Here is a 26,897-nt window from a genome sequence, read left to right on the forward strand (position 1 = left end):
CATATGCCTCTTTTATCTTCGCTAAATATTCTTGATTTTTCTGGGCTGCTACCAGGACCATATGCGACGATGTTTTTAGCAGATTTAGGTGCAAATATTTTAAGAGTTGAATCTCCATCAAGGCCAGATTTGTTACGCATGACACCACCTATCGATGGCGAAGATTCAGTAGCACATCAATACTTGAATCGTTCAAAGCGAGCTATTGCTCTAGACTTAAAGAGAGAAGAATCAATAGATATAGTAAAAAAGTTAATTCATAAATACGATATAGTGTTAGAACAATTTCGACCAGGTGTCATGGATAGATTGGGCCTTGGTTATAATGAGCTAAAACAAATTAACCCCGAGTTAATATATTGCTCATTAACAGGGTACGGGCAAACAGGGCCGTATCGTAATAGAGCAGGACACGATAATAACTATTTGTCCGTATCAGGAGTTACAAGCTATTCATCTAGAAAGGGGTCCGTTCCAACCCCTTATGGGATTCAAATAGCAGACGTAGCAGGAGGGTCCCATCATACTGTTATTGCTATTTTAGCTGCAGCATATCATAGACAATTAACAGGTCAAGGGCAGTCAATTGATGTAAGCATGACAGATGCAGCATTTGCTTTGAATGGGATTTCTGGTGCAGGGTACCTAGCAAGTGAAGTAGAGCCAGAAAGAGAAGCATTAATGCTAAATGGTGGAACTTTCTATGATTACTATGAGACTAAAGATGGGCGTTACTTTTCTGTTGGAAGCCTTGAACCGAACTTTAGAAAGCAACTTTGTGAAGCTGTCGGAGCTGAGGAATTGTTCTCTCTTAGCTTAAGCATGAGTAAAGATGATATGGAATTGTTTAAAGACAAATTGAAAGATATATTCCGATTGAAGACCTACGAAGAGTGGATACCAATATTTAATAAATACGATGCTTGTATAGAGCCTGTTCTTCATTTTTCTGAAGCCGTTCATCATCCACAAATAAAAGCGCGTAATATGATAGCTGACGTACCTAAGGATGAAGGGGGAAGTCAAAAGCAACTTGCTTGTCCTATTAAGTTTTCTTCATTTCAACCATCATACAGTCATATAGGTAGCCGGTTAGGATATCATACTGAAGAAGTTTTACAGGAATTAGGGTTGAATGAAAGTCAAATAAGCTCTTATAAGAAGGCAGGAATAATCAGATAAAATAAACAATAACAGGAAAACATAGGAGGGTATAGTATTATGAGTAATGCAAGAATAATTGGTGCTGACATGGTGAAGTTTGCTAAACCAGGTAAAAATGATCCTTATGAGGATATGGCTGCAAAAGCGATTAGTGGGGCATTAAAGGATGCTGGAATAGGCATTGACGAAGTTCAGCAAGCTTTTGCAAGTTATGTTTATGGTGAAAGCACTTCTGGTCAAGCTGCAATCTATAAAGTAGGAATGACTGGTATTCCAGTTGTAAATGTGAATAACAATTGTTCAAGCGGATCAACGGCGCTTTTTTTAGCACGTCAAGCTGTTGAGTCAGGATCAGCTGAGTGTGTTCTTGCCTTCGGTTTTGAAGAGATGAAACCTGGTGCATTACAATCTGTATGGAATGACCGGACATCACCCCTTGAACTGTTTCAAGATAAATTAGATGAATTAACTCCACAAACTAAAGGGTTCCCGTTAACTTTGCGCATTTTTGGTGAGGCTGGAAACGAATACTTGCGTAGATACGGTGCTAACCCAGATATATTTGCCAAGGTAGCTGTAAAGACAAGAAGTCATGCTGTAAATAATCCTTATTCTATTTTTGATACCAAACTAACAGTTGATGAAGTATTAAACTCCCCAGTCGTTTATCCAGAACATTTAACAAGATTATGTGCTTGTCCTCCATCTTGTGGTGCAGCCGCTGTCATTGTTTGTACTGAGAATTATGCGAGGAAAAAAGGAATTGGTAATGCTGTTGAAATCGTGTCACAAACGATAGCAACAGATACAATTTCAACCTTTCAAGATCCAATCAATTTAGTTGGAGCAGACATGACAAAGCGTGCAGCTAAACAATTATATGAACAAGCAGGAATTGGACCAGAGGATGTCCATGTAGTTGAATTGCATGATTGCTTTACACCAAATGAAATACTTACTTACGAAGGTTTGGGGCTTTGTCAAGAAGGTGAAGCTGAAAAGTTCATTAATGATGAGGATAACACATATGGTGGGAAATATGTTATTAACCCTTCTGGAGGACTAATGTCAAAGGGGCATCCACTTGGTGCAACTGGTCTTGCGCAATGTACAGAGCTCGTATGGCAACTAAGGGGTCAAGCAGACAAAAGGCAAGTTGAAGGTGCTAATATTGCTCTTCAACATAATCTTGGATTAGGTGGTGCTGTTGTAGTAACGATGTATAAAGCTTCATAAAGGCATACCTTTGTATATACCAAGTTAAATAAGATGTCACAATCTTATAGTTATCAATATTACTAGTTTACGAGTAAATGATAAAGGAGTGATGAGTTTTGCTAAAAGACATATCTACAAAAGTTGGAATGAAGTTTGAACCATACACATTTCCTGTCGAACAAGGAAAAGTGAAAGAATTTGTTTTAGCAATTGGGGATAACAATCCGATTTACTATTCAACTGAAGAAGCAAGAAAGCAGAGTTATGTTAAAATTCCAGTTCCTCCAACATTCTCAACAGTTATTGATATGTGGGGTGGTGCTGACTTTGATTCCTTAGTAAATACACTTGAGTTAGACCCTTTGAAAGTGTTACACGGTGAACAATCATATGAATATGTTGGCATGATTTATGTTGGGGATGTAATAACAGCAAAAAGTCGAGTTGTTCATGCTAATACAAAGAGAAATATGAATTTTATTACGATAGAAACAACTTATTCGAACTCTGATAAAGAAACAGTATTAATTGGAAAATCGGTAATTATAGAGCGGCATTAATATCCCATTTTTTACTCTGATCGACTTGAGTGGATTAATGTAAGCTCACTGTTGGTCTAGTATCTAAAAGGACGTAAAACTAAAATGATTATAGAGGGAGAGGATTGAATTTATGAGTGACCTTCAAGTGATAGAGAAAGACAATATTTCTCACACACAAATCGTGAAATATGCTGGAGCATCTGGTGACTTTAATCCGATTCATACAGTTGTACCAATTGCAAAAAGTGTAGGTTTACCAGATGTTATAGCACACGGTATGCTCGTTATGGGAATGGCTGGTGATGCACTTACACAGTGGTTTCCAAGAAAAGATTTACGGAAATTTAAAGTGAGATTTTCCAAAATGACTTTCCCAGGAGAGAAGCTATCAATCTCTGGAAAAATTGTAGAAGAAAAAAACGAAGATGGAGATACCATATTGTGCGGAAGAATATTGGTACAAAATGAAAATGAGGAATTGAAGCTTAAAGGTGACTTTGAAGTTGTGAAAAATTAGACACGGTAAACATGTAATAAAATCTGAGGAAATATAATGTTGAATAACTACGTTGGCCGGGATGTAAAATGAGTAAAGATGTCACGATAATTTCTTAATGCAAAAAGCAAAAATTAAAGCAGAAACAGCCTAAAAGAAAATAGAGACAAGGAAGGGAGATAAGGAAATGAAAATGCTAGAAAATCAAGTTGCAATTATTACAGGATCTGGACGAGGAGTTGGAAGGCAAGTAGCTGAATTGATGGCTGAACATGGAGCTCGTGTTGTTGTGTCTGATAAAGATCAAGAACCTGCCGAAGAAGTAGTTAGTGCAATAAAAGAAAAAGGTGGAGATGCTATTTCGGTTAATGGTGATGTCACTTCTTCAGAGTTTCCAAAACAGATTATGGATGAAACGATTCAAGCTTATGGCAAGCTGGACATTTTGGTAAACAATGCTGGATACACATGGGATGGGATGATCCATAAAATGACAGATGAACAATTTCAAGCCATGATCGATATTCATTTATTTGCACCATTTCGACTTATCCGTGAAGCAACACCATATTTAAGAAATGCTCATAAAGATGACGTGGCAAAAGGGGTTGATCATTATCGGAAGATAGTTAATGTCACATCAGTAGCTGGAGTGATGGGCAATGTGGGGCAAGCGAATTATTCATCTGCCAAAGCTGGTTTAATCGGCTTAACGAAAACAGTTGCTCGAGAATGGGCGCCTTTTCATGTCAATTGTAATGCAGTAGCATTTGGTATGGTTGAAACGAGGCTAACACAACCAAAAGAAAAGGGTGAATCTGTTAATGGTGTTACAATTGGTATTCCAGAAAATATGAGGCAGATGATTCAAATGTCTATCCCTCAACAAAGAGCAGGAACAGCTTTAGAAGCTGCGCAAAGTATCTTCTATCTAGCATCGCCATTATCGAATTATGTAAATGGTCAAGTGTTAAATGTGAACGGTGGATTTTATTCTTAACAATATTCTCAATTATTAAATTTTATTAGATGAAATAATACATGTATATAAGACTAAAAAGCTAGTTATCTCTTAATTGGGTAACTAGCTTTTCTGTGTTCAACTAAAGCGTTTTGGCTTCACAGTATACTCTTGAGCCATACCCCATTTTTTTACTATTATAATATTGAGAAAATTAATTATTTTATGAAAAATAGGAGGTTTTTGTGAATGAAAGAACAATTGTTAGAAACTGTTGAGAAGCAAGAGGAATTTTTTCCAGTAAGAGATGTAGACTATATTGAGTTTTATGTTGGGAATGCGAAGCAGGCATGCCACTATTTTTGTAGAACATTTGGCTTTAAACCAATTGCTTATTCTGGTTTAGAAACAGGGAATAGAGAAACGATCTCGTACGTTATACAACAGAATAATATTCGATATATCTTAACAGGTACATTAGAAGCGGAAAGTCGAGTATCTTCTTTTGTTAAAAAACATGGTGATGGTGTACGGGATGTTGCATTAGTTGTAGACGATGTAGATAAAGCATACAGTGAAGCAGTAAGCCGTGGAGCCATTGAACTTTTACCGCCAACTACATTATCAGATGAAAACGGATCAGTTAAAAAGGCGGTCATCGGTACATACGGTGACACAATTCATAGTTTAATCGAACGTACAAATTATAACGGAACTTTTTTACCAGGTTTCGAAAAAATTAATATGAATATACCATATGAGGATGCTGGCTTAATTGCAGTTGATCATGTTGTTGGAAACGTTGAAGAGATGGAGCAATGGGTTACTTATTACGAAGAAGTAATGGGCTTTAAGCAATTAATTCATTTTGATGATGATGATATAAGCACAGAATACTCCGCGCTAATGTCAAAAGTGATGACCAATGGCGGTAGAATAAAATTCCCGATAAATGAGCCTGCAGAAGGGAAGCGTAAATCTCAAATTCAAGAATATCTAGAATTTAATAACGGAGCGGGTGTGCAGCATATCGCTTTATTAACGGAAGATATTATAAAAACTGTTTCATCTTTAAAAGCGAATGGAATTGAGTTTCTTGAGACACCAGATTCGTATTATGAGATGTTATCTGAACGTGTTGGAGAAATTGATGAAGAGGTTGAAAAGCTGAAACAGTTAAAAATCTTAGTAGATCGTGATGATGAAGGTTATTTATTACAAATCTTCACCAAACCAATAGTCGATCGTCCAACATTATTTATTGAAATTATTCAGAGAAAAGGTGCCAAGGGCTTTGGTGAAGGCAATTTTAAGGCATTGTTTGAGTCAATTGAACGTGAGCAAGCAAGACGCGGGAATTTGTAACGAACAATTTTCACAAATAATGAATTGTTGTTTTTTGTACGAGGAAATTAGCATATATTACAGCTAGTAAACGTGACCACCTTATTTTATAAAAACGGTGAAATCCCATAAGTCTCACCTAACATATGTATTTAATCTAGAAAACCATAAAAGTATCGAGTCTTATTATACTAATAGTAACTTGAGGAGTTGAGTGCATTTGCAGATCGAGCCAAGAGATATTTCATGGCAGGACGCTTATAAGTTGTTAGTTGGGTCTGTTTTGCCACGTCCAATTGCATTTGTTTCTACAGTAGATGAAGAGGGACGGGCAAATCTTGCCCCCTTCAGTTTTTTCACATGTATTAGTGCAAATCCTATGCTTATATGTTTTGCTCCTATGGTTAGAGGAAGTGACGGTGCGAAAAAGGACACCTTAAGGAATATTGAAAAGACTAAGGAGTTTATCATTAATATTGTAAGCGATGACATTATTTCACAAGTTAATGAATGTGCAACAGAGTATTCACCTGGGGTTGATGAGTTTACGATAGCAGGACTTGGCAAAGAAGCTGGTCAAAAAGTAAAAATACCAAGAGTTCAAGAGTGTAAAATACATTTGGAATGTAAACTACATGAACTACATCATTATGGTTCTCACCCAGGGTCAGGCAGCTTAGTTGTTGGAAGAGTTGTATTAGTTTCTGTTGCAGACAATTTGTATGAGGATGGAAAAATTAATACTAGTAAGTTAAAGCCAGTCGGTAGATTAGCAGGGCATGCCTACACACGTGCAAATAGCGACACATTTATTTTAACAAGAAGCAATATAAGTAAAGAGAAATAGTCTTGATTAATAGTGGAAAATCGTTATTAACAGTAATAATAAAAAACTAGGATAACTAAATGACTAAGGAGGGACAAAAGTGAAATATGTCACCTTCAAGACGGCAGCAGGTATTGAGAGAGCCGGATGGGTACATGAAGAAAAAATAGTCGACATGCATGCTGTTAGTGGTGGGAAGCTTCCACATAGCTTATTACATTTTATTGAAAACTATGATGCATATATTGATGTACAGGATAATGTACAACTGATTAATGATGCTATTTACACACTAGAAGAAGTTAATATTTGTGCTCCACTACCAAAGCCACCAAGTGTTCGAGATTTTTATGCCTTTGAAGATCATGTGAAAACGGCAAGAAGTAGGAGAGGGCTTCAAGTTATTCCTGAATGGTATGAGATGCCAGTTTTTTACTTTTCAAACCATCAAGCGATCACTGGTCCTGATGAGCTTATTAAAAAACCAAAGAATTGTAATTGTCTTGATTATGAACTTGAAATTGCATGTGTTATCGGTAAGCAAGGAACGAATATCTCGCGAATAGAAGCGGAAGATTATATTTTCGGGTACACAATAATGAATGATTGGAGTGCTCGGGATATACAAGCAAAAGAAATGAAGGTAGGTTTAGGTCCTGCAAAAGGAAAGGATTTTGCTACATCAATAGGCCCTTATATTGTTACGAAAGATGAACTTGAAACATATAAAATAGGAGATCGTTATGATTTACAGATGGTGGCTAAGGTCAATGGCAGTACGACATCTGTTGGCAATTTCAATACTATTTATTATTCATTCGCACAAATGATAGAAAGAGCATCGAAAGATGTAACATTATATCCCGGCGATATTATAGGATCAGGCACGGTAGGAACTGGTTGTATTTTAGAGCTTGGACCTGAAAAACAACGATGGTTGGAGCCTGGTGATTTAGTTGAACTAGAGATCACTGGCTTAGGGATCTTAAAAAATACAATTGTAGAGTAAAGGGGGATCTTTGTGTACTACAGGCAAATGGGCTCAATTCCAAATAAACGGCATATACAGTTTAAAAAAGAAGATGGTACATTATATCGTGAACAAGTAATGGGCACGAAAGGATTTTCTGGAACACAATCAATATTATATCATCATAACATGCCTACAAAAGTTCTAGAAACGAAACATTTTTCAAATACTGAAATAAAATTTGAAGAAAATTCCTCATTAATGCATCGACATTTAAAAACTGAAAAGTGTAATGCGTCAAGTGATGCTTTATTCGGTCGCGAATATTTGTTAGGTAATGAGGACTTACTTATCGGAGTTGTAAAGCCAAAAATAGAAATGAAGCATTATTACCGTAATGGAGATGGTGATGAACTATTTTACATTCATTATGGTTCAGGAAAAATTGAAACAATATTCGGTAGTATTGATTATGAAGCAGGAGATTATATAGTTATTCCAATTGGTACCATTTATCGCATTGTGCCAAATACAGACGTGACGCAAACATTTCTCTTCGTAGAAACGAATAGTCAAATTACATCTCCACGTAGATATCGTAACGAATACGGACAACTTCTTGAACATAGCCCATTTTGTGAACGGGATATACATGGACCAGCTAAATTAGAAACGTATAATCAAACAGGTGCTTTTTCAGTATTAACTAAAGCTAGAGGAAGTATGACTGAGCATATTTTCCAACATCATCCGCTAGATGTTATTGGTTGGGATGGGTATTTATATCCGTGGAAGTTCAGCATACATGATTTTGAGCCAATTACGGGTCGTATCCATCAACCGCCACCAGTCCATCAAACGTTTGAAGGACATAACTTTGTCATCTGTTCTTTTGTGCCAAGATTATATGATTATCATCCAGATGCGATTCCTGCACCATACTATCATAGTAATGTTAATAGCGATGAAGTAATATACTATGTTGATGGAAATTTTATGAGTAGAAAAGGGATTGAAGAAGGTTCAATTACGCTTCATCCAAGTGGTATTCCTCACGGTCCACACCCTGGAAAAACAGAAGCAAGTATAGGTCAAAAAGAAACAGCAGAGCTTGCAGTAATGATTGATACATTTAAACCACTAAAGGTTGTCAGCAATGCGCTAGATATAGAAGATCGAGCATATATGTCTAGTTGGAATAAATGATATATGTGAACTCTTCATCCAGCCCACTTTAAGAGAAATTAGCCTGATTTTATAATGTTTGCATAAGTATATTGCTTATGCTTTTTTGCATATAATCGTTTTTATTATTGAGATATATGTTAATTAAGCTGAGCTAGTGTTTTGCCCGTTCATTTGTACATGGTGTTGGTGTAAGTTAGTGTATATTTTTACTAATAACAGAAATGGCATCGTCGTTGCTCTATTCGTAAACGTTGTTACTATAGTTTACGAATAAAATGGTCAGAAGATATGGCTTTAATCAAGCAGAAAAAAATACTACAAGCGCTATTTATACAGCTAAGCATCATCATCCTGTGCTGAAACAACTGAAGTTAGTTGTTATGATGACCATTCAAATCTTTGTGTAAAATGTTAACACAAATATTGTGTCATACAATAAGAAAAAATAATACATGTGTACGATGAGTGTACATGCTCTTCTTCAAATTATTAAGGCTTTTTTTCGTAATGTTGTCGTTTAAACACAATCCGGAAAAAGTTAATTTTGAAGAGAAGGGGGATAATTGTTATGAACAATATGCGTTGGATGTCAACGATGTTTAACGTAGGAAAAAGGTCTGGACGACTGATGAATCGCTTTAGAAAACGAAGAAGAAATAATTGGGTTGCAATGAGTGCATCGGTAGTAGCTTTATCCGTTCCTGCTTTACTAGGAATGGTAAGGATGAGAAATAACAAAACGATGACACAGCTAGGTGATGAAATGAAACGCATGGCTGAAAGAATGACTAATAATGCAAATGTTAAGTCTCCATTGCCAAATTTCGAATTTGCAGAGGAACTTGCACCTAACAACCCTAATAACAAAGTATACAAACAACAACAAAATGCTGCTACACAGCCGGCAAAAACTAAATGACAAAAGTATTGACCACCTTACGTAAGGTGGTCAATGATCATCGTTTTCCTACTATGCCATAGAAAAATAAATTTGTAAGATCTTCTATAAATTGTTCTTCACTTGAATATGAAGTTGACAACTGAAGCATCTCCTCACTCTTTTCACTAAACATGTTCAAATAAAAAATTACTAAAGATGGTGCAATATCATTATCAATTTCACCGTTTTTTTTCGCTTTTTCAATCATTTCTAGGAAAAGGGGAAATACTTTAGTTGAATAAATTTCTTTTACAAACATATTCATTTCAGGGTCTTGCAGCAATAATTCATTTAATTTTGTTGCAGAATACTTTTGTATGGTCTCTCTTTTTTGAAATAGAATGAAACGTATTGTTTCCTTAAATGACCTTGACCCTTCTGAAATTAGTTTTTCGTAATCCTCTAAATGCTGAAAGTAGAACGATTTTAGCGCTTCTCTTATAAGCTCCTCCTTACTGCCAAAATGATTGTAAATTGAAACTTGTGATACGTCCGCTTTATTAGCTATATCAGTAATTCGAATAGCTCTTGGCTCCATACTACTTAATAATTCCAAAGTGGCATTCTTAATCTTGTCTTTGATTCGTTGTGCTCGTTTTTCAAACCCATTCATTGAATTATCACCTTTTTATCTCACATAATATTATGAAATATTTCAATTAATATATTTCATTATACCATTGACATTAACATTTTTAAAATTTAAAATTAATGTAATTAAACATATCATATATTTCATAAATTGAAGGAGGAGTGTAAAGTGATTCAAGTCAACGACCTGACTCAACAATTTTCCAATGACAAAGGGATATTTGATGTATCATTTGAAGTCCATAAAGGAGAAGTTTTCGGTTTTTTAGGCCCGAATGGTGCTGGTAAATCTACTACTATTCGACATTTAATGGGGTTTATGAAACCACAACGAGGCTTTTCCTCAATAAATGGCGTAAATTGCTGGGAAGATCAAGGCAAGGCTCGTAGCTACGTAGGTTATTTACCTGGAGAAATTTCATTTTTAGAAGGTATGAGTGGGATGGAATTTATTAATATGATGGCGGGTATGCAAAACATTAAAGACTATAGAAAGCGTGATGAGTTAATTGAGCGACTACAATTTGATCCTAAAACACCCATTAGAAAAATGTCAAAAGGAATGAAACAAAAGATTGGTATTGTTGTCACATTTATGCATGATCCAGAAATCTTTATTCTAGATGAACCGACGTCAGGTTTAGACCCTTTAATGCAAAAAACATTTATTGATATTGTGCTCGAAGAAAAGGAGAAAGGGAAAACGTTTTTAATGTCTTCACATAGCTTTGCTGAAATCGAAAGAACGTGTGATCGAGCAGCAATCATTAAGGATGGTCGAATCATTACAGTAAAAGATATACATCAACTCCAATCTATGCAAAGAAAGATCTTTGAAATTACTTTTGTACATGAAAATGATATTGAAAGATTAACAGCCTCCGGACTTACGGTAGATGTAATAAGAAATGGTGTAGCTCGGGTTGTCATTCAAGGGAATTATAATGATTTAATTAAAGAATTAGGTAATTACGATATTACTAATATGAGTATAAGCAACCAGAGCCTTGAGGAAATTTTTATGAATTACTATGATTCAAAGGGGGGGATAAAGTGAATGCACCACTATATAAACAAATGATCAAATCGAATGTTAAGGGCTTTTTAAGCTTCGGAGTAGGGTCAGCTCTTTATGTAATTTTAATGACTTCTTTATATCCATTTATTGCTGACAACGCAGAGCAAATAAATGATATGTTAGATATATATCCAGATGCTTTAAAACAAGCATTCGGACTTGAGTCTTTCGGGACTTACAGTGAATTTATTTCTGTAGAGTATTTTGGTTTGTTTTTTCCTATTATTTTAGGAGTATTTAGTGTGATGACAGCTGTGCAACTAATCGCAAAATTAGTAGATAGAGGCTCAATGGCGTATTTGCTTTCAACAAAAGTCACTCGTAGTTCTGTCGTACTTACACAAATAGCAGTATTAGTTAGTGGTTTAACGATCATTGTTTTTTTAACATTCATTGGTGGTGTTATTGGAGGGGAATGGCTAATTGATGACCAATATGCCATTGGAACGAACGTATTTTTTAAGATCAATATAGTTGGTTTATTATTGTTTTTCGCCGTTGGAGGTTATTCTTTCCTCATTTCTGCCCTACTGAACGACGAGAAACTAGCATTTGGTCTTGCTGGTGGATTGACTTTTCTATTTTACGGGTTAGATATGGCAGGAAAAATAAGCACTGACTTAGACTGGTTGAGAAATATCACTTTGTTCTCGCTGTATGAACCGAGTCAGATTGCTATTGGTGAAGGAAATGTATTCTCTTCATCTCTTCTTCTATTGAGTATTGGTGTAATCATGTTTATTTTAGCAGTATTTGTTTTTAAACGTCGTAATTTACCTTTATAATCATTGAATGTTCTATATATGGAGGTCTTTTCTACAATATTTTTTATGGTTAACAAATTAGTTATATAGTTATCATTGATTACAGAAGAATAGATGTCCCCAACTCTAGTTAATTCGAAAAAAAACAATGCGAAAAAACAGCAGTAAGAAAAAATTAAGCTAGCCTTGTGGAAAGGCTAGCTTTTATTAGTACAAAGAAAAAATGATTGTTTGATTTTATTATATATTATGGATAACGTAGTTAACCTTTGAAACTACTGAGGCTTTCATAAATACGTATCATCTATTTCCTTCAAACCAGCATTTAGTAAATAAAATTTAAAATTGTCAATTTGGGCTTTATCTATGACTATACTGACGGGTCTTATTTTCTTGGAAGGATGGATGATATGAAGCTTTACTTCAAAGCCCTCCTTAATTTTGTCATGGATTCCAGCGTATTCATGCCATCTACTCATTCTTGTAACATTGAAGTAGTTAAATTGCTCCCATTTATACACTTTGCCTTTAACTAACATTCCTTCTTGCAATATTGCAAATATACTTCTGTCACCATTCCAAGTAACGAGAATAGTTAATAAAAAGAAGTTCGGGAAAGCCTCAATTATACTTTTATAGTTTATATAACCTAAAACCAAAACAGTTGTTAGTATTAGCGTCATGCTAAAAGTAGTCCATTTGATTATTTTCCATTGCTTTGATGCAAAGGAGTGATTTGTAATGATCATACCGTCGACTAACATGCCATGTTGTTGAAGGACTTTTGGCGTAGGATAACTAATGTTTCTGAGATTTGGATCAGCTTTTTTGTCTTAGTATAATGAAATACGGTTAATCCAATAAGTTATAATAATAAAATAGTATCTAGTACTAACATCATGCATGCAAAGCCCCTTATCTACACAAATATAAGTTACAATAATGTATAATAATTGTAGCTAAGTATGTAAATTCGACAAAATAATGTAAATCCCTCTGTATTCTTCCTTATATACTTGCCGATAATTAACTTATCAATGAGCACACACCTTGCCAACTTACTATAATTCTTTATACAATACATTAAGTTATGTTATATAAAAAGTAGGTTATTTTCGCATATACTTTTTAATTTTATATTAACGCACAAATAGAATTTTGAGGAATCTCTTTTTCTATAAACTTTACCTTGCTATTTTTTTTCCATTAGCAACAAAGTTATCGAAAAGAGCCATAAAAATATAGAAGGGTTTGTAACTACAGCATGACTGCGAACATAAATACGATACAATTGCCTAATCAAATAAGTAATATACTTAAAAGTAGAACCAATAATAAGTATCAACAAGAGGACAGTTCCCTAATTGGAAAAGGTGGTTATACGAGCGACAATACAAATATTTTATTTGATGCTATCGTTGCATTATCTTTAGGAAAAAATGTATTGCTTAAAGGACCAACAGGATCAGGTAAAACGAAATTAGCTGACACGTTATCTAGCTTGTTTCAGCAACCGATGCATAGTGTTAACTGTTCGGTTGATTTAGATGCCGAAGCTTTACTTGGATATAAAACGATTAGTGACGTCAATGATAGACCGACAATCGATTTTATTCCTGGTCCTGTAATAAACGCGATGCAAAAAGGGCACCTCTTATATATAGATGAAATTAACATGGCAAAGCCAGAAACATTACCTATATTAAATGGTGTCTTAGATTATAGAAAGATGATTACAAATCCATTTACAAGTGAAGTAGTTCAAGCTGAAGAAGGATTTGGAGTCATTGCTGCAATTAATGAAGGCTATGTAGGGACAGTTCCTTTAAATGAGGCGTTAAAAAATAGGTTTATTGTTATTGAGGTACCATATATTCAAGGTGATAGTTTAGAGAATGTTCTCAAAGAGCAATCAATGTTATCAGATGAAAAGCTAATTAAATCGTTTGTCACTCTATCTGCTGATTTAATTACACATGTGAAACAAGGGAACATATCTGAAGAGGCTGCATCAATACGTGCACTTATTGATACATGTGACTTAGCAGTACACTTACCTCCTGAAAGGGCTATTCAACGTGGTATTATTGATAAGCTCGAAGATGAAAGAGAAAAGTCTGCGGTAAAAAATATAGTCGAAACTCTATTTGAATGAGGAACTATTAATGAAGCCGATACAATTTAACGATAAAAAAATTGATTCTTTCTTATTTATGGAGCTATCTGACCTTGCTAAAGCACTCACAAAAAACGAAGAAGTCGAGGTAGAGTTTGGCTTTCGTTCCTATTACGATATCATTCAACAGAAAGCATATGTTAGTCATTTTTGGGATCTTCGAGAGCGTCAAGAAATGATCGCTGGGTTAAAGAGTGAAGTATATTTACGTTGCATTGGTAATATAAACTATACTAATATGCTGGCATATAAGGCTTTTGTCAGGAAGATAAAATCTGCAAATCTTACAAGCTTTGCAAAACAATTATTTATGCTTCTTGAGGATATTCGTTTAGAAGGAATTTGTATCCGACAAAGACCAGGTACGAAAAAGGCATTTGTCAAACGAAGAGAAGTTTATAGAAAGTATTTTGAAGATCAACTTAAAGTCAATATAGTAAAAAGCGTATATACAGATGCACTATTTAATGCAATCTATTTACTCATTACATCCGAATCACCGTTAGAAGAAATTCCAACTATTAATCAGAGCGTGGATTTAATAATTCCGTTTCTTCAAAGAGAGCTGCCAAAAATATATGAAGCAACAAAAACTGAAGATACTACAAAAATATGTTGGACAATCATAGAAGTCTTGGATGAAGTATTAACAGCTGATATGTTAAACATTTACTTCTTGTTGCCAGAAACGGTGTTGCAAGAAATTGATAATGGGCAAACATTCCGTGACTTAAAACGTAAAGATAAATTGAAGAATGAAGATATGTTGGCAAAAAATCACGATGATGAAGACAAGCATGAAGATGTACTCCCGACATGGCATCGTGAAACAGAAACGACAACAAAGAGCTTTTTGCAGTTTGATCTAGAGCAAGGAACAAAGACAGACCTTATCGGTCAAGGTGTAAGGAAAGGTGAAAGTGGAGACCAAGCGATGGGTATCGTACAAGGAAGCTCACAGCAAAGCTCTCAAAGTGATTTTTCTCAAATGGAATTAATGGAAGGGGAGCACGAGGAGAAAAACTTTGGAGGGGATTCCACGTATGGTAAAGAAAATAGGTATGCTGTCGCCCATCAAGTGGATATTCTGAGTCCTTCAGCAAATGATATATCTTTATATAAAAACTATAAAATGTTAGTAACTCCCTACCAAAAAAAGCTAACACAAACAATTAAAAAAACTGTTGAAGAAAAAAAGATTTTACCAAAAAATGATTTGCATTTTGGTCGCTTGAATCGAAAGCTCACTAAGCTATTTACTGATGATCGTCCACGAATGTTTTATAAAAAAACGAATCCGTCTACACAATTGGACGCTGTTTTTTCATTATTAGTTGATTGTTCGGCATCAATGTTTGATAAGATGGATCACACAAAGAGTGGGATAACACTGTTTCATGAAACGTTGAAGTCTCTTTTCATTCCACACCAAATTGTAGGTTTTTGGGAAGACACAGCGGACGCTACAGAAACTAATCAGCCGAACTATTTTCAAACAGTCATCGGCTTTCAATCTTCTTTAAGAAAAACGAGTGGTTTTGAAATCATGCAGCTTCAAGCGCAAGAAGACAATCGTGACGGTTTTGCCATACGGTACCTTACTAACCAACTCCTACAAAGAATAGAAAACCAAAAATTTTTGCTTGTTTTTTCAGATGGTGAGCCAGCGGCCTTTGGCTACGATCAAAATGGTATAGTTGACACGCATGAAGCTGTTCTACACGCAAGAAAAAACAATATAGAAGTGATTAACATTTTTCTGGCAAATGGAGAAATTAGTGAAGGTCAAAGGAGTACCTTCGAGAATATATATGGGAAGTTCAGTATAGTTGTAGAAAATCTTGAAGAGTTATCTGATGTACTATTCCCATTATTAAAGAAGCTATTACTGAAAACTATTCATACTGATTAATAATATGGAATCAGGTAAGATTAACTTATCTGGTTCTTTCCATCACAATCATGCATGTGTAGATATACGTAGGTTAGTGGTATATTTAGTCATTGGAAAATGAATGTGAAAAAATAAAGGTATTTCGTAAAATTTGTTAGTATTTGAATAGTATAATAGTGGTGTTGAGCGCAGTCACTGAATTATTGAAAGTAGATCTAGTTACAATAAAACTATGCTATAACAGCCAATTAAAAGGAATTGATAACAATGTATCTCACAATAAAAGAGCTTGCAGATTATTTATCCATATCTGAAGCAGCTATTGAAGATTTAATACTACATAAAAAAATTCGGGCTGTATTTGATGGTGATCAGTATTTAGTTAATAAAGATCAGTTTACGACACATATGGAACAAGTAGAAAAGTATAAGAAACTAATAGATGAGATACTTCAAGAACCTATCCCAGAGGATATAGATGTGAAGGATGAAGATTGATTGACAATGCGGAACTTCTCACTGCTCAGCTAACGCTTGAGATGGAGCCTTTAAGTTCCACGATCGAGCCAACCTTGTATCCCCCTAAGTGGTACGTACCGTCGTACCTCATGTAGATGTCAGGTAAAGGGAATTTGATCTGTATGGTAATTATTTTACAAGTAGAAGGGAATATTGGCTTTCGCATAGGTTTGTCCGCTCAACTCTATATAATAAGTTGCCGGAGAATGAGTCATAAGGATTTTATTACATATTTTTGCTATCGTTAAACCGAATTCACTTATTCCTTACCATTGAGCTACGCCATTCACATGGTTAATTTAGTAATGCTCTATGTATTGTACGGTTTCAATTCTCCACTTAAGTGTGGTGCTGACCTCAACTAAAACCTTTAAATGACATCAAAGCTTTTACATACTCATTTATGTTAATTGCTAAAGAGGAATTGTTTTCTACTCAAAAATAAGATACGATAAATGCAAAAAATAACAGTTAAAATATATATTAGTATAAATAAAGGCGTTTTCGCATTGATAGTTGTTTTTCGTATTAGGAAATAAACACTTTCAAAAATAGCGGTTAGGTAACACAACTGCAACAAAGTTTATGAAAAGAGCCTAAATAAAAGGTATAACAATTTGTACTTAAACTGTAGCTCTACGGAATGAAGGTGAACTTCATGGGAAGAAAGAAAAGAATAGAAAAAAAAGACCTTTTTGAATCAACTCGTAAATTACTTATTGAAAAAGGGTACGAAGGTTTTCATTTTAAAGCACTTGCTGAACAACTTAGTGTAGGTAGAAGTACCATTTATGAATACTATGCTAATAAAGATGAGCTCATCTTTCATTACATAAAGCACGTTTCAGATAAAATTTATGGTGAATGTAAAAAGGTGTTAGAGCATACTGATTCTTTAGTGCAGCTTCAAGAATTGCTTACTATTTTTCTTAAGCACGGGGAAACAATACACGATATGATCCAAGTATATAAACATATGAAGGCGTCATCAAATCATCATGATGAAAAAATGGATGTACTTGAAAAAGAAAATGAGCGTTTCTTTGAAATATTAGTTAATGTGATAAAATGTGGGCAACGAGAGTTTGTTATCCGCAATGATTTGCAAGCGCATAGCATAGCCAGTGTCTTTTTTAGTTCTATTTTGATCCCAAATACTTTAAATATGGATATTGACCAATGGAGTGAAACATTATTTACTTTATTTTTTGATGGCATTAAGGCCAAATAGTTGACACTTCTGTCGGGAATGTGTGATAATAACTCCGATTAAGGAGTTTTTTTTGGACGTATTCGACACATATGTCGAAAAAAGGGGAGTGATCGACCGAAAAGCTATCTTTACTATATAACTAGGATATGATTTAAGAGATTAATAATTTTTTAGTCAAATAGTTTGAAAACTTATAACCGATACAAACCGTGAATATGATTAAACATAAGTTCTGACATTACATTATGCATACTTACTGCTTACGGAAAAAAGAGTGTTAAAAAATATAATATTTAATGAACAGAAAGGAAATGATGATGACTTTTTTAACAAAATTCAGCTTGAAAAATGCCGTTGCCGTTTTTATTATATCTTTTCTTTTATTATTTGCAGGTGCATATTCTTTTACTACGTTAAAGCTTGATTTGTTACCGGATATTGAATTTCCACAAATATCTGTTGAAGTAATATATCCTGGTGCTTCTCCTGAGGATATGGATGAGTTAGTGACAAGTAAACTGGAAGATAAATTTAAAACAATCGAAGGTGTGAAAAGGGTCCAAAGCTCGTCATTTGAAAGTGTAGCCATTTTAAATTTAGAATTTCCATTTAATGCAGAGATGGACGATATTGAAGCACAAGTTAATAACTATATGAAGGAAACTATACTTCCCGAAGAAGCCATTACGAGTGTGAACCGCTTTTCATTTGGTTCATTACCTATTTATAACATTTCACTATTTGCTAAAAACGATAATGACTTACAGGAATTGTTAGAGGCAGAAGTTTTACCAGAACTTAATAAAATTCAAGGCATAAGTAGTGTTAGCGTTGGCGGTATACAAGAAGAACTTGTACAAATTACTGTCGACAGAGAAGAAGCTCAGCGTGCGGGTTTAAGCCTTGCACAAATAAAGGAACAAATAAACGGAAAATACTTGTCGTTTCCGGCTGGTAATATTAAGTCAGATGATATACAGATCCCCATACGTATTCAAGAGGGCTTACAATCAGTTCAAGATTTAGAGAATCTTATTGTTTCATCGCCATTCGCACAAGACGGTAAGCCTCTCTATTTGAAAGATATAGCGACAATTGATTCGGTTATAGAACAACCAGAATTAACAAGGTATAACTTAAATGATTCACTGTCGTTAGCGGTTATTAAAAAACAAGATGCAAATACTGTTGAAGTGGCCGAAAATGTGCTAACCGTGTTGGATAAATATTCAAATAAACTAGATTATGCGATAGGCTTAGACTCTGCTGAAGGAATTGAAAAATCAGTTGAAACGTTAGTAAGAGAAGGTTTATTAGGAGCGCTGTTTGCATCAGTAGCAGTATTGCTGTTTCTGCGAAATGTAAGAGCAACAATTATTGCCATTATTTCCATACCTTTATCTTTACTTGTGTCTTCAATATTTCTAGCTCAAATGGATATTACGTTAAATGTCATGACGCTTGGAGGAATGGCGGTAGCAGTAGGAAGAGTGGTAGATGATAGTATCGTAGTCATAGAAAATATCTTTAGAAGAGTAAGGAAGTCAAAGGCGAGTATAACAAACGACATTATTCAAGATTCAACGAAAGAAATATTAAAAGCTATCACATCTTCTACATTAACAACTGTAGTAGTGTTTTTACCTCTCGGCTTTGTCGGAGGGATAACAGGAGAATTTTTTCTACCGTTTGCTTTAACAATTGTGTTTTCATTATTAACATCGTTGCTTGTAGCTATTACTATTGTACCTATATTAGCAAAATTTTCTTTCAAAAAAATACCCGAAGAAGAAAAAGAGGGTGTTTTACAGAGGTTTTATGGTCAAACAATCTCTTGGTCATTGAATCATAAAGCGCTTGTGTTAGTAGTTTCGCTCCTCTTACTCGTTGGTTCGGGATTCTTAGTTCAATCTTTAGGATTTACATTTATCCCTAATGAAGAAGAAAAGACACTAGTTGCGAGTATTGAGCTCCCATCCTCTACATCATTAGATAAAGCAAATGATGTATCTTTGCAAATTGAAAAAATGTATACAGAGCAATCAGAAATCAATGAGGTTACAGCAGGTGTAGGTAGCCGCGATTTTCGTACCGGATTAAAAAAACAAAATCAGGCTAGTTATTTTCTTACGTTAAATGAAGATGTAAACACTGCTTCATTAGTGAAAAAATTAGAAGGGAAAATGGAACAAATCGTTGACAATAATGCACCTGGAACAAAGATTGGCATTCAAGAGCTTGAAACAGGAGGACCACCTACGAATAATAATGTCAATATCGACTTGTATTCTAACAACTTAGAAAAACTGCAAGAAGCATCTAAATTAGTGGAAGACTATTTGCTAAACCACCCCTCATTGAAATATGTAACGAATAACTTTGAAGATAAGCAAAAGCAAGTTGTTGTGAATATATATTCGGATAAAGCACAACAATACGATGTATCAGGTTTTCAAATTCTAGGGACGGTTGTTGATCAAACAAAGCCAGTTTCCCTCGGTAATCTCGCATTTGACGAGAAAGATCATCGTGTTCAGTTATCATATAACGATGACATCACCTCGCTCGAGCAATTAAAGAATACACAAATCTTTACTGCGCAAGGACCTATTGCTATAAAAGAGCTTGCAGAGGTTAAAGAAATTGAAACGTTTACGTCGATTCAAAAATTAGATGGAAAAGTATTTGCACGTATCTCAGCTCAAATTGATTCAGAAAATATTCAACAGGTTACACAGGAGGTTATCACGGGAGTTGAAAGAGATATAGTTCTTCCCAAAGGTGTGTCTTTTGAAGGCGGCGGAGGTAGTGATGAGACTGTTGAGACATTCCAACAACTAGGGATAGCTATGATTTTTGCGATTGGACTCGTTTACATCACCATGTTGATCACTTTCGGCAAAGCTCGAATTCCATTTATTATCCTATCTTCACTCATATTTGTACCGATAGGATCATTTGTTGGATTGTCAATTGCACGTGAACCACTATCAGTAAGTGTAATGATTGGATTTTTAATGTTAATCGGTATCGTCACGACAAATGCGATTGTACTTGTTGACAGAATTGGCCAAAACCGTGAAGAAAAAGGGTTTACTATACGACAGTCGATTGTTGAAGCAGGTAAAACAAGGCTACGCCCGATATTAATGACCGCATTCGCGACGATCGCTGCCCTGTTGCCTTTAGCATTTACAACATCATCTGGGACACTAATTTCTAAGGGCTTGGCAATTACAGTAATTGGGGGACTTACTTCGTCTACGCTGTTAACATTAATCATTATTCCTGTAGTTTATGAACTCTTTTTTATCAGCCAAGTGAAAAAGGAAAGATAAAAAATATATATTTTTTGCATGACAAAGGCACATGTATTTTAACATGTGCCTTGTAGATTATTTTTGATTAAAATAATCTACTATAGCATGATAAATTTCGAAGCCCTGATAAGAAAATAGAGTGATTGCAGTAGCAGAGAAAAATCCCATCATAATTAATTTAATCCATGTCATCTTCATGCTCCCCCTTATTATCGAAATATTATTTTAAAGGAGGACTTTATCCACATAATTTGACTGAAAAAAGACGGCAAACAGTGAGGATTGGCGTTTTATTAAGTTAATATAATGAGAATGTAGTATTAATATGTTTAATATGATGAAGCAAACTACTATTAACGGCCGTACCCACATATCCAATTGATTATTATTATCTAATGGCATGAACGATTGTAAGTGGGAGGCCTCGATATTTGACGTCTCTTCAATTGCAATAATATGATTATAATCTTGTATATTTATACCAAAAAGAAGACTATTAAGTAATAGAATTAAAATTAGCATATATTTTTTCATTTCTTTCACTTCTCTTCGCAAGTGTGTAATGTAATAACTATAAACTATTAACAATGTTTTTTAAAGACTGTTTTTCCATTGACGGAAAATGAGACTAGTCTTTTACACAAGCTAAGGAAAATAAAGATTGGAAAAATGTAAGATGGAGAAAGAAAATTCAATTTAGAAATAATAAAAAAAGAACACTATCGAAGAGAGCCTTTAACGAAAAAGTGAACAAAATGAGCAACAAGCAAAATCAAGCTATTAAAAAGTAATAAGTATAATAAAGCTGCAACGACATAACCAAGTCCTTCACTATGTAGAAACATAGCCAGTTGCAAACCAATAAAGAAGTATAGAAAAGGAACAACTAGCATTATCAAACATAATTTTAAGTTGGAATTATTATTTTTAATATTTTTTACAAAGAAATACCAACTTCCAATAATAATCATTATAGCTGTGGCGTATATAATCAACCTATTTCACTCCAATAATAGTGCAACTGCACTAATTTTTTTATTTTCATTTATTAGACGAAATTTTTGTTAAAATGTTACTTTAACTATATATTTATTTTCTAATTTTTAGTAGATCAATGGATAGGTAACAAAATATGTAGAAAACTAGATGCTAAATATTCATAATTAATTTTTATGTAATCATTTATTTATTATTCTAGTTTCAGCATAGTAGAAGGAAGATTTAATACATACAAGGGAGTAAATTATGATTATTAGTAAACAAGAATTTTGTGAAAAGGGTTTACACTATACGATTAGATCAGCAGACGTTCAAGATGCACAAGAGTTGTCCGAATTAAGACTACAGATTGATGGAGAAACAGAGAACTTGGATAGGGAAAAAGGTGAGGCATTTATTGATTCATCAGGATTTGAAGAGATCATAAAGACTGATAGTGAAAAAGAAAGAAATTTATTTTTAGTTGCTGAAACTCGTAATCAGATTGTAGGATTTGCAAGATGTGAAGGTGTTGATTTAAGAAGGTTCGCTCATAAAGTAGAGTTCGGTGTAGGTGTATTAAAAGGTTTCTGGGGACATAGTATAGGAAAAAATCTATTAAATGTATCAATTAAGTGGGCTGATGCAAATAGCATTAAAAAAATGACATTGAATGTCTTAGAATATAACGAGAAAGCAGTTAAGCTATATAAAAAACTCGGTTTTGTAGTTGAGGGAGTATTAATAAATGATAAAATGCTATCAGATGGTAAGTACTACAATACTATTGTTATGGGAAGGTTTAAAATTTGATTTAGCACAATAGTGAGATACCATATGATACTATTGTAAAATTTGGAGGTAGAGCGTGAATGAGTGAGAGAAAAAAGGTCTTGACTGGGTCACCCTGGGAATCAACTGTGGGTTATTCAAGAGGCATTCGTGTAGGCGATCGAATAGAAATAGCAGGAACGACTTCTATGAAAAATGGTCTAGTTGTTGGTGAGGATGACGCATATCAACAAACTGTCTGTATTTTGAAAATAATAGAAGAGACACTCCAAAACCTTGGTTCAACAATAAACGATGTTGTTAGAACTAGAATGTTTGTAACTGATATATCAAAATGGGAAGAAATAGGAAAAGCTCATGGCGAGATTTTCAAAGATATACAACCTGTTGCTACGATGGTAGAGGTCAACGCACTTATAGATCCAAGATTATTAGTTGAGATAGAAGCTGAAGCGATCGTACGTAATGAATAATGTAGCGGATTGATTAACAAAACGTTGGTATTTACTCAACTGCTGCATTTAACGATATGAGTCTTCATTGGTGGTATTTTTCAATCAGGTGGAATAGAGCCTCCACCTGATTTCCCCATATTGAATTTTACTTGATGGAGTCAGTTATGTTATTAATTTAATACGTATACTTCTAGATTCATAGTATCTATTTTTGTTACCCCTGAATAATATTCTAAAAAGGTCCCACTTTATCCTATTATTAAAATGATGTTGTATAGTAGAACCTTCCTCATCCTCTCAAAGTGCTCTTGACCATTCATTATTACAATGACTTATCACTGTTTTAAGTTATTACGATATATGTTAAATACTTAGCAACAACAGTTTAAATCTTTTTAAAAAGGTACGATCAAAAATCTTTCTATCTTTCTCCCAAAAAAATCCCCCTCCTAGTAGAAAACCTAATTAGTATAATTTTTTTGGATACATTATAAAAGATTTTAGGATGGATTGTATGAATATTTTTTTATAAAAATGATGCAAGATATTTTATGATGATCCATTCAATTGTTTGTTTTGCCTAGTGGCTACCGTTAAAACAAGTCTATCGACTTGGATTCTATCTATAGTAACAGATACTCCCTATCTGTTACACGCCTTTTTACCAAAACTAAAACAGTTGTCTATACGTTTTTTCTGTCCACGCATAAAATGGTTAAAGTGATAGCATGTCAAAAATAAATTGATAATCTGAATAATCCTACTTTCTCGCTTAAAGCAGAAAAAAATGAAAGGAGATGAAAATATGAACACACTTATCGTTCCAACAGATTTTAGTACTATTCAAGAAGCGGTTAACGCAGCAAATCAAGGCGATGTCATCGAGGTACTTGCAGCTGGTGGCCCCTACGTTGGCGCGACAATCTCAACGAATAATCTTTCCCTCAAAGGTAAAGGTAATCCAGTAATAGAAGGTTCCGTTAATGGGTTTCTTCTTAACACCGTTTCGGATGTCTTAATTGAGGGTTTTACTGTCCAAAATAGTGTTCATGGTATAAATTTAATGTCAAGCAACACTAATACTATTATAAAAAATACTATTCAATATAATAGTGTTAGTGGTGTAAGTTTATTGGCTAGTGACTTCAATACTATTGGAAAAAATATTATTGAAAATAATAATGTAGATGGAATAAATTTAGCGTTTAGTAACAACAACATTATTGAAAAGAATACCGTTCAAAATAATAGTGTTCAAGGTATATGGTTATCTTCTAGTAACAATAACATCCTTGAAAAAAATATTGCTCAAAAAAATAGTATTCACGGTATAACTTTAGCATCCAGTAATAATAACACGCTTGAAAAAAATACCTCACAAAGTAATAGTGTTAGTGGTGTAACTATAGCTTCTAGTACCAACAACGTGCTTGAAAAAAATATTATTGAAAATAATAGTCTTAATGGCATAACTTTAATGACTAGTAACAACAATACGCTTGAGAAAAATACCGTTCAGAATAATTTTCTTAATGGCATAAATGTATTGGTAGGTAACAACAATACACTTGAAAAGAATACCGTTCAAAATAATGGTTCTGACGGGGTTGGGTTAGAACGTTCTGACTACAATATGCTTGAAAAGAATACCGTTCAAAACAATGTTTTTGACGGTATAGAATTAGAAGGTTCTGACTACAATACGCTTGAAAAAAACACCGTTCAAAATAATATTTTTGACGGAATACAATTAGCAGGCTCTAGTAACAATGTGCTTGAGAAAAATACGGTTCAAAATAATGTTTTTGATGGTATAGAATTAGAAGGTTCTGACTACAATGCACTTGAAAAAAATACGGTTCAAAATAATGGCTTTGATGGGATAGAACTAGTAGGTTCTGACAACAATATGCTTGAAAAAAATACCGCTCAAAATAATGGCTTTGACGGGATTGAAATAGAAGTTTCTCATGACAATACGCTAATAAATAATACAATTCAAAATAATGAGTTTGATGGGATAGAGTTAGAAGTTTCTCACGACAATGCGCTTGAAAAAAATACCGTTCAAAATAATGGCTCTGATGGTATAGAATTAGAAGTTTCGGACAATAACACACTTGAATCAAATACGATTTTAAAAAATAAGGTTAACGGAATTGAAGTAGCGTCATCTAGTGAACAAAATATCGTGATCAAGAATACTACCCTCGATAATGAAAATATAGACCTTGTCGTTGATCCAAATACGAACACTATCGCGAACAATGTTTGTAATACGAGTGATCCCGCTGGACAATGTATGGGTGACTGTTAACTAGTTGTCAATTAATGATAAAGCTACTCATGACAAAAATGTTTAGTGTTAAAAATAATCTTGTATTTCTAGCACAATTCTTAATGGTCGTAATAATGATGAAACAGACCAATTGGAATTAATAAACAAAGAGATGAAAAACTATTGTCATTAAATTTAACTAATTAGGTTGTTATCAACATACTATATTGATCTTTAACAACAAAATGACGAATACAAAAAGAAGGATAAATTCAAATGATTAGAAATTATCCTTTTTTATTTTTTAATAATCCTTAAGCAACGTCTATTGAAACTTTGCAAATTTGCTAAACTATTAAATAAATGTGAAGCCTTTACGTAAGAGATCAAATTGTATGACTTTTACCGTTATACTTAAAACGATTTTTTTAATTCGTTATTATAAACACACTGAGAATGCAAATAATGTTACAACTTAAGCCTTCAACATTATTCTGATGAAGTAAATAAACATCTGTTTAACATAAAAATATTATGTTAATAAAGATACAACAAACGTGGTATTTATACATTAAATGCACCTACACAATCTAGTTGGTAATGGCTTTAGAAAGGAACCTATTCACCTTTTTTTCAGAAGTTTTGATTCACGGGGTAGTTACGAATTAATTAAAGGAGCTATTCATACAAAAGTTTCATTTATTAAAGAGGTTTTTCATTCTCCAGGTAGAAAATAATATTCGTAAGAGTATTAAGAAGGAGGATGGTAGAATGAAGATAATACCATATTTATATTTTGCAGGGAATTGTGAACAAGCTTTAAATTATTATAAAGATGTATTTGAAGGTGAAATTATATCTTTGCAACGATTTCATGAAGCACCTGATATGCCAGTTAACGAAGAAAACAAAAATAAGGTGTTGCATGCACGTTTCCAGATGGGAGAGCAAACAGTTTATTTTTCAGATGGTCTAGATACCCAATCTATCGAGAAAGGTAACCAAGTGACATTAACGATCGAGTTTTCAAAAGTTGATCAAATTGAAACTGTATATAGTAAATTAGCAGAACGAGGAGAAATAATTATGCCTCTGCAAGACACTTTTTGGGGAGCAAAGTATGGTAAAGTGGTAGATACGTTTGGTGTTTGTTGGGATTTAAATTGTCAATTATCATAAATCACAAGATA

General features: G+C 34.0%; 23 protein-coding genes. 21 read left to right on the forward strand and 2 right to left on the reverse strand.

The features are described from left to right. Window positions 1-3: 3 nt before the first annotated feature. The 10 genes from SLH52_RS15665 to SLH52_RS15710 all read left to right on the forward strand — a co-directional run bounded on the left by SLH52_RS15665 (window position 4) and on the right by SLH52_RS15710 (window position 9,628). A complete protein-coding gene (locus SLH52_RS15665; protein ID WP_320210211.1) occupies window positions 4-1,182 on the forward strand; it encodes a CaiB/BaiF CoA-transferase family protein in 1,179 nt (392 codons plus the stop codon). Between the two features lie 39 nt (window positions 1,183-1,221). Then, window positions 1,222-2,400, forward strand: coding sequence for a lipid-transfer protein (locus SLH52_RS15670; RefSeq protein WP_320210212.1), 1,179 nt, complete (start codon window positions 1,222-1,224; stop codon window positions 2,398-2,400). 98 nt (window positions 2,401-2,498) lie between these two features. Further along, on the forward strand, window positions 2,499-2,942 hold the full coding sequence (locus tag SLH52_RS15675; RefSeq protein WP_320210213.1) for a MaoC family dehydratase N-terminal domain-containing protein: 444 nt from the start codon (window positions 2,499-2,501) through the stop codon (window positions 2,940-2,942). A gap of 112 nt (window positions 2,943-3,054) precedes the next feature. Further along, window positions 3,055-3,441, forward strand: a complete 387-nt coding sequence (locus SLH52_RS15680; protein ID WP_320210214.1) for a MaoC/PaaZ C-terminal domain-containing protein — start codon at window positions 3,055-3,057, stop codon at window positions 3,439-3,441. Between the two features lie 166 nt (window positions 3,442-3,607). Then, complete coding sequence (locus tag SLH52_RS15685) at window positions 3,608-4,420, forward strand: SDR family NAD(P)-dependent oxidoreductase (RefSeq protein WP_320210215.1); 813 nt, start codon at window positions 3,608-3,610, stop codon at window positions 4,418-4,420. 210 nt (window positions 4,421-4,630) lie between these two features. Continuing rightward, entirely contained in the window at window positions 4,631-5,746 is a 1,116-nt protein-coding gene (gene hppD / locus SLH52_RS15690) for a 4-hydroxyphenylpyruvate dioxygenase (protein ID WP_320210216.1), read from the forward strand. A gap of 199 nt (window positions 5,747-5,945) precedes the next feature. Further along, entirely contained in the window at window positions 5,946-6,572 is a 627-nt protein-coding gene (locus SLH52_RS15695) for a flavin reductase family protein (RefSeq protein WP_320210217.1), read from the forward strand. 79 nt (window positions 6,573-6,651) lie between these two features. Continuing rightward, window positions 6,652-7,560: a fumarylacetoacetate hydrolase family protein gene (locus tag SLH52_RS15700; protein WP_413785548.1), complete on the forward strand. Its 909-nt coding sequence runs from the start codon at window positions 6,652-6,654 to the stop codon at window positions 7,558-7,560. Between the two features lie 12 nt (window positions 7,561-7,572). Further along, the gene (locus tag SLH52_RS15705) at window positions 7,573-8,727 is read left to right on the forward strand and encodes a homogentisate 1,2-dioxygenase (RefSeq protein WP_320210218.1); all 1,155 of its coding nucleotides are present in this window, start codon (window positions 7,573-7,575) and stop codon (window positions 8,725-8,727) included. A gap of 550 nt (window positions 8,728-9,277) precedes the next feature. Continuing rightward, complete coding sequence (locus tag SLH52_RS15710) at window positions 9,278-9,628, forward strand: hypothetical protein (protein ID WP_320210219.1); 351 nt, start codon at window positions 9,278-9,280, stop codon at window positions 9,626-9,628. A 37-nt stretch (window positions 9,629-9,665) separates the two neighbouring features. On the opposite strand, the gene SLH52_RS15715 is transcribed toward SLH52_RS15710, so the two are convergent. Then, window positions 9,666-10,262 carry a TetR/AcrR family transcriptional regulator gene (locus SLH52_RS15715; RefSeq protein ID WP_320210220.1) on the reverse strand — a complete coding sequence of 199 codons (597 nt, stop codon included), beginning with the start codon at window positions 10,260-10,262 and terminating at the stop codon, window positions 9,666-9,668. A 147-nt stretch (window positions 10,263-10,409) separates the two neighbouring features. Between SLH52_RS15715 and SLH52_RS15720 the strand changes: the two genes are divergently transcribed. Continuing rightward, window positions 10,410-11,297: an ABC transporter ATP-binding protein gene (locus SLH52_RS15720; RefSeq protein ID WP_320210221.1), complete on the forward strand. Its 888-nt coding sequence runs from the start codon at window positions 10,410-10,412 to the stop codon at window positions 11,295-11,297. Next, a complete protein-coding gene (locus tag SLH52_RS15725; protein ID WP_320210222.1) occupies window positions 11,294-12,103 on the forward strand; it encodes an ABC transporter permease subunit in 810 nt (269 codons plus the stop codon). Before SLH52_RS15720 ends, SLH52_RS15725 begins: the two co-directional genes overlap by 4 nt. A gap of 266 nt (window positions 12,104-12,369) precedes the next feature. On the opposite strand, the gene SLH52_RS15730 is transcribed toward SLH52_RS15725, so the two are convergent. Further along, entirely contained in the window at window positions 12,370-12,765 is a 396-nt protein-coding gene (locus tag SLH52_RS15730) for a hypothetical protein (protein WP_320210223.1), read from the reverse strand. A gap of 581 nt (window positions 12,766-13,346) precedes the next feature. On the opposite strand from SLH52_RS15730, the gene SLH52_RS15735 reads away from it, so the two are divergent. The 9 genes from SLH52_RS15735 to SLH52_RS15775 all read left to right on the forward strand — a co-directional run bounded on the left by SLH52_RS15735 (window position 13,347) and on the right by SLH52_RS15775 (window position 26,886). Next, on the forward strand, window positions 13,347-14,237 hold the full coding sequence (locus SLH52_RS15735) for a MoxR family ATPase (RefSeq protein ID WP_320210224.1): 891 nt from the start codon (window positions 13,347-13,349) through the stop codon (window positions 14,235-14,237). Between the two features lie 10 nt (window positions 14,238-14,247). Beyond that, entirely contained in the window at window positions 14,248-16,170 is a 1,923-nt protein-coding gene (locus SLH52_RS15740; RefSeq protein WP_320210225.1) for a hypothetical protein, read from the forward strand. Between the two features lie 249 nt (window positions 16,171-16,419). After that, entirely contained in the window at window positions 16,420-16,650 is a 231-nt protein-coding gene (locus SLH52_RS15745; RefSeq protein WP_320210226.1) for an excisionase family DNA-binding protein, read from the forward strand. A gap of 679 nt (window positions 16,651-17,329) precedes the next feature. After that, window positions 17,330-17,902, forward strand: a complete 573-nt coding sequence (locus SLH52_RS15750) for a TetR/AcrR family transcriptional regulator (protein ID WP_320210227.1) — start codon at window positions 17,330-17,332, stop codon at window positions 17,900-17,902. A gap of 299 nt (window positions 17,903-18,201) precedes the next feature. Then, a complete protein-coding gene (locus SLH52_RS15755; RefSeq protein ID WP_320210228.1) occupies window positions 18,202-21,222 on the forward strand; it encodes an efflux RND transporter permease subunit in 3,021 nt (1,006 codons plus the stop codon). Between the two features lie 1,227 nt (window positions 21,223-22,449). After that, window positions 22,450-22,995, forward strand: a complete 546-nt coding sequence (locus tag SLH52_RS15760) for a GNAT family N-acetyltransferase (RefSeq protein WP_320210229.1) — start codon at window positions 22,450-22,452, stop codon at window positions 22,993-22,995. Window positions 22,996-23,054: 59 nt separating this feature from the next. After that, window positions 23,055-23,447 carry a RidA family protein gene (locus tag SLH52_RS15765; RefSeq protein ID WP_320210230.1) on the forward strand — a complete coding sequence of 131 codons (393 nt, stop codon included), beginning with the start codon at window positions 23,055-23,057 and terminating at the stop codon, window positions 23,445-23,447. Between the two features lie 787 nt (window positions 23,448-24,234). After that, window positions 24,235-25,746, forward strand: coding sequence for a right-handed parallel beta-helix repeat-containing protein (locus SLH52_RS15770; protein WP_320210231.1), 1,512 nt, complete (start codon window positions 24,235-24,237; stop codon window positions 25,744-25,746). A gap of 732 nt (window positions 25,747-26,478) precedes the next feature. Beyond that, entirely contained in the window at window positions 26,479-26,886 is a 408-nt protein-coding gene (locus SLH52_RS15775; protein WP_320210232.1) for a VOC family protein, read from the forward strand. The last annotated feature ends 11 nt before the right edge of the window (window positions 26,887-26,897 follow it).

It is taken from the genome of Cytobacillus sp. IB215665 (assembly GCF_033963835.1).
Lineage (GTDB): Bacteria > Bacillota > Bacilli > Bacillales > SM2101 > Nanhaiella.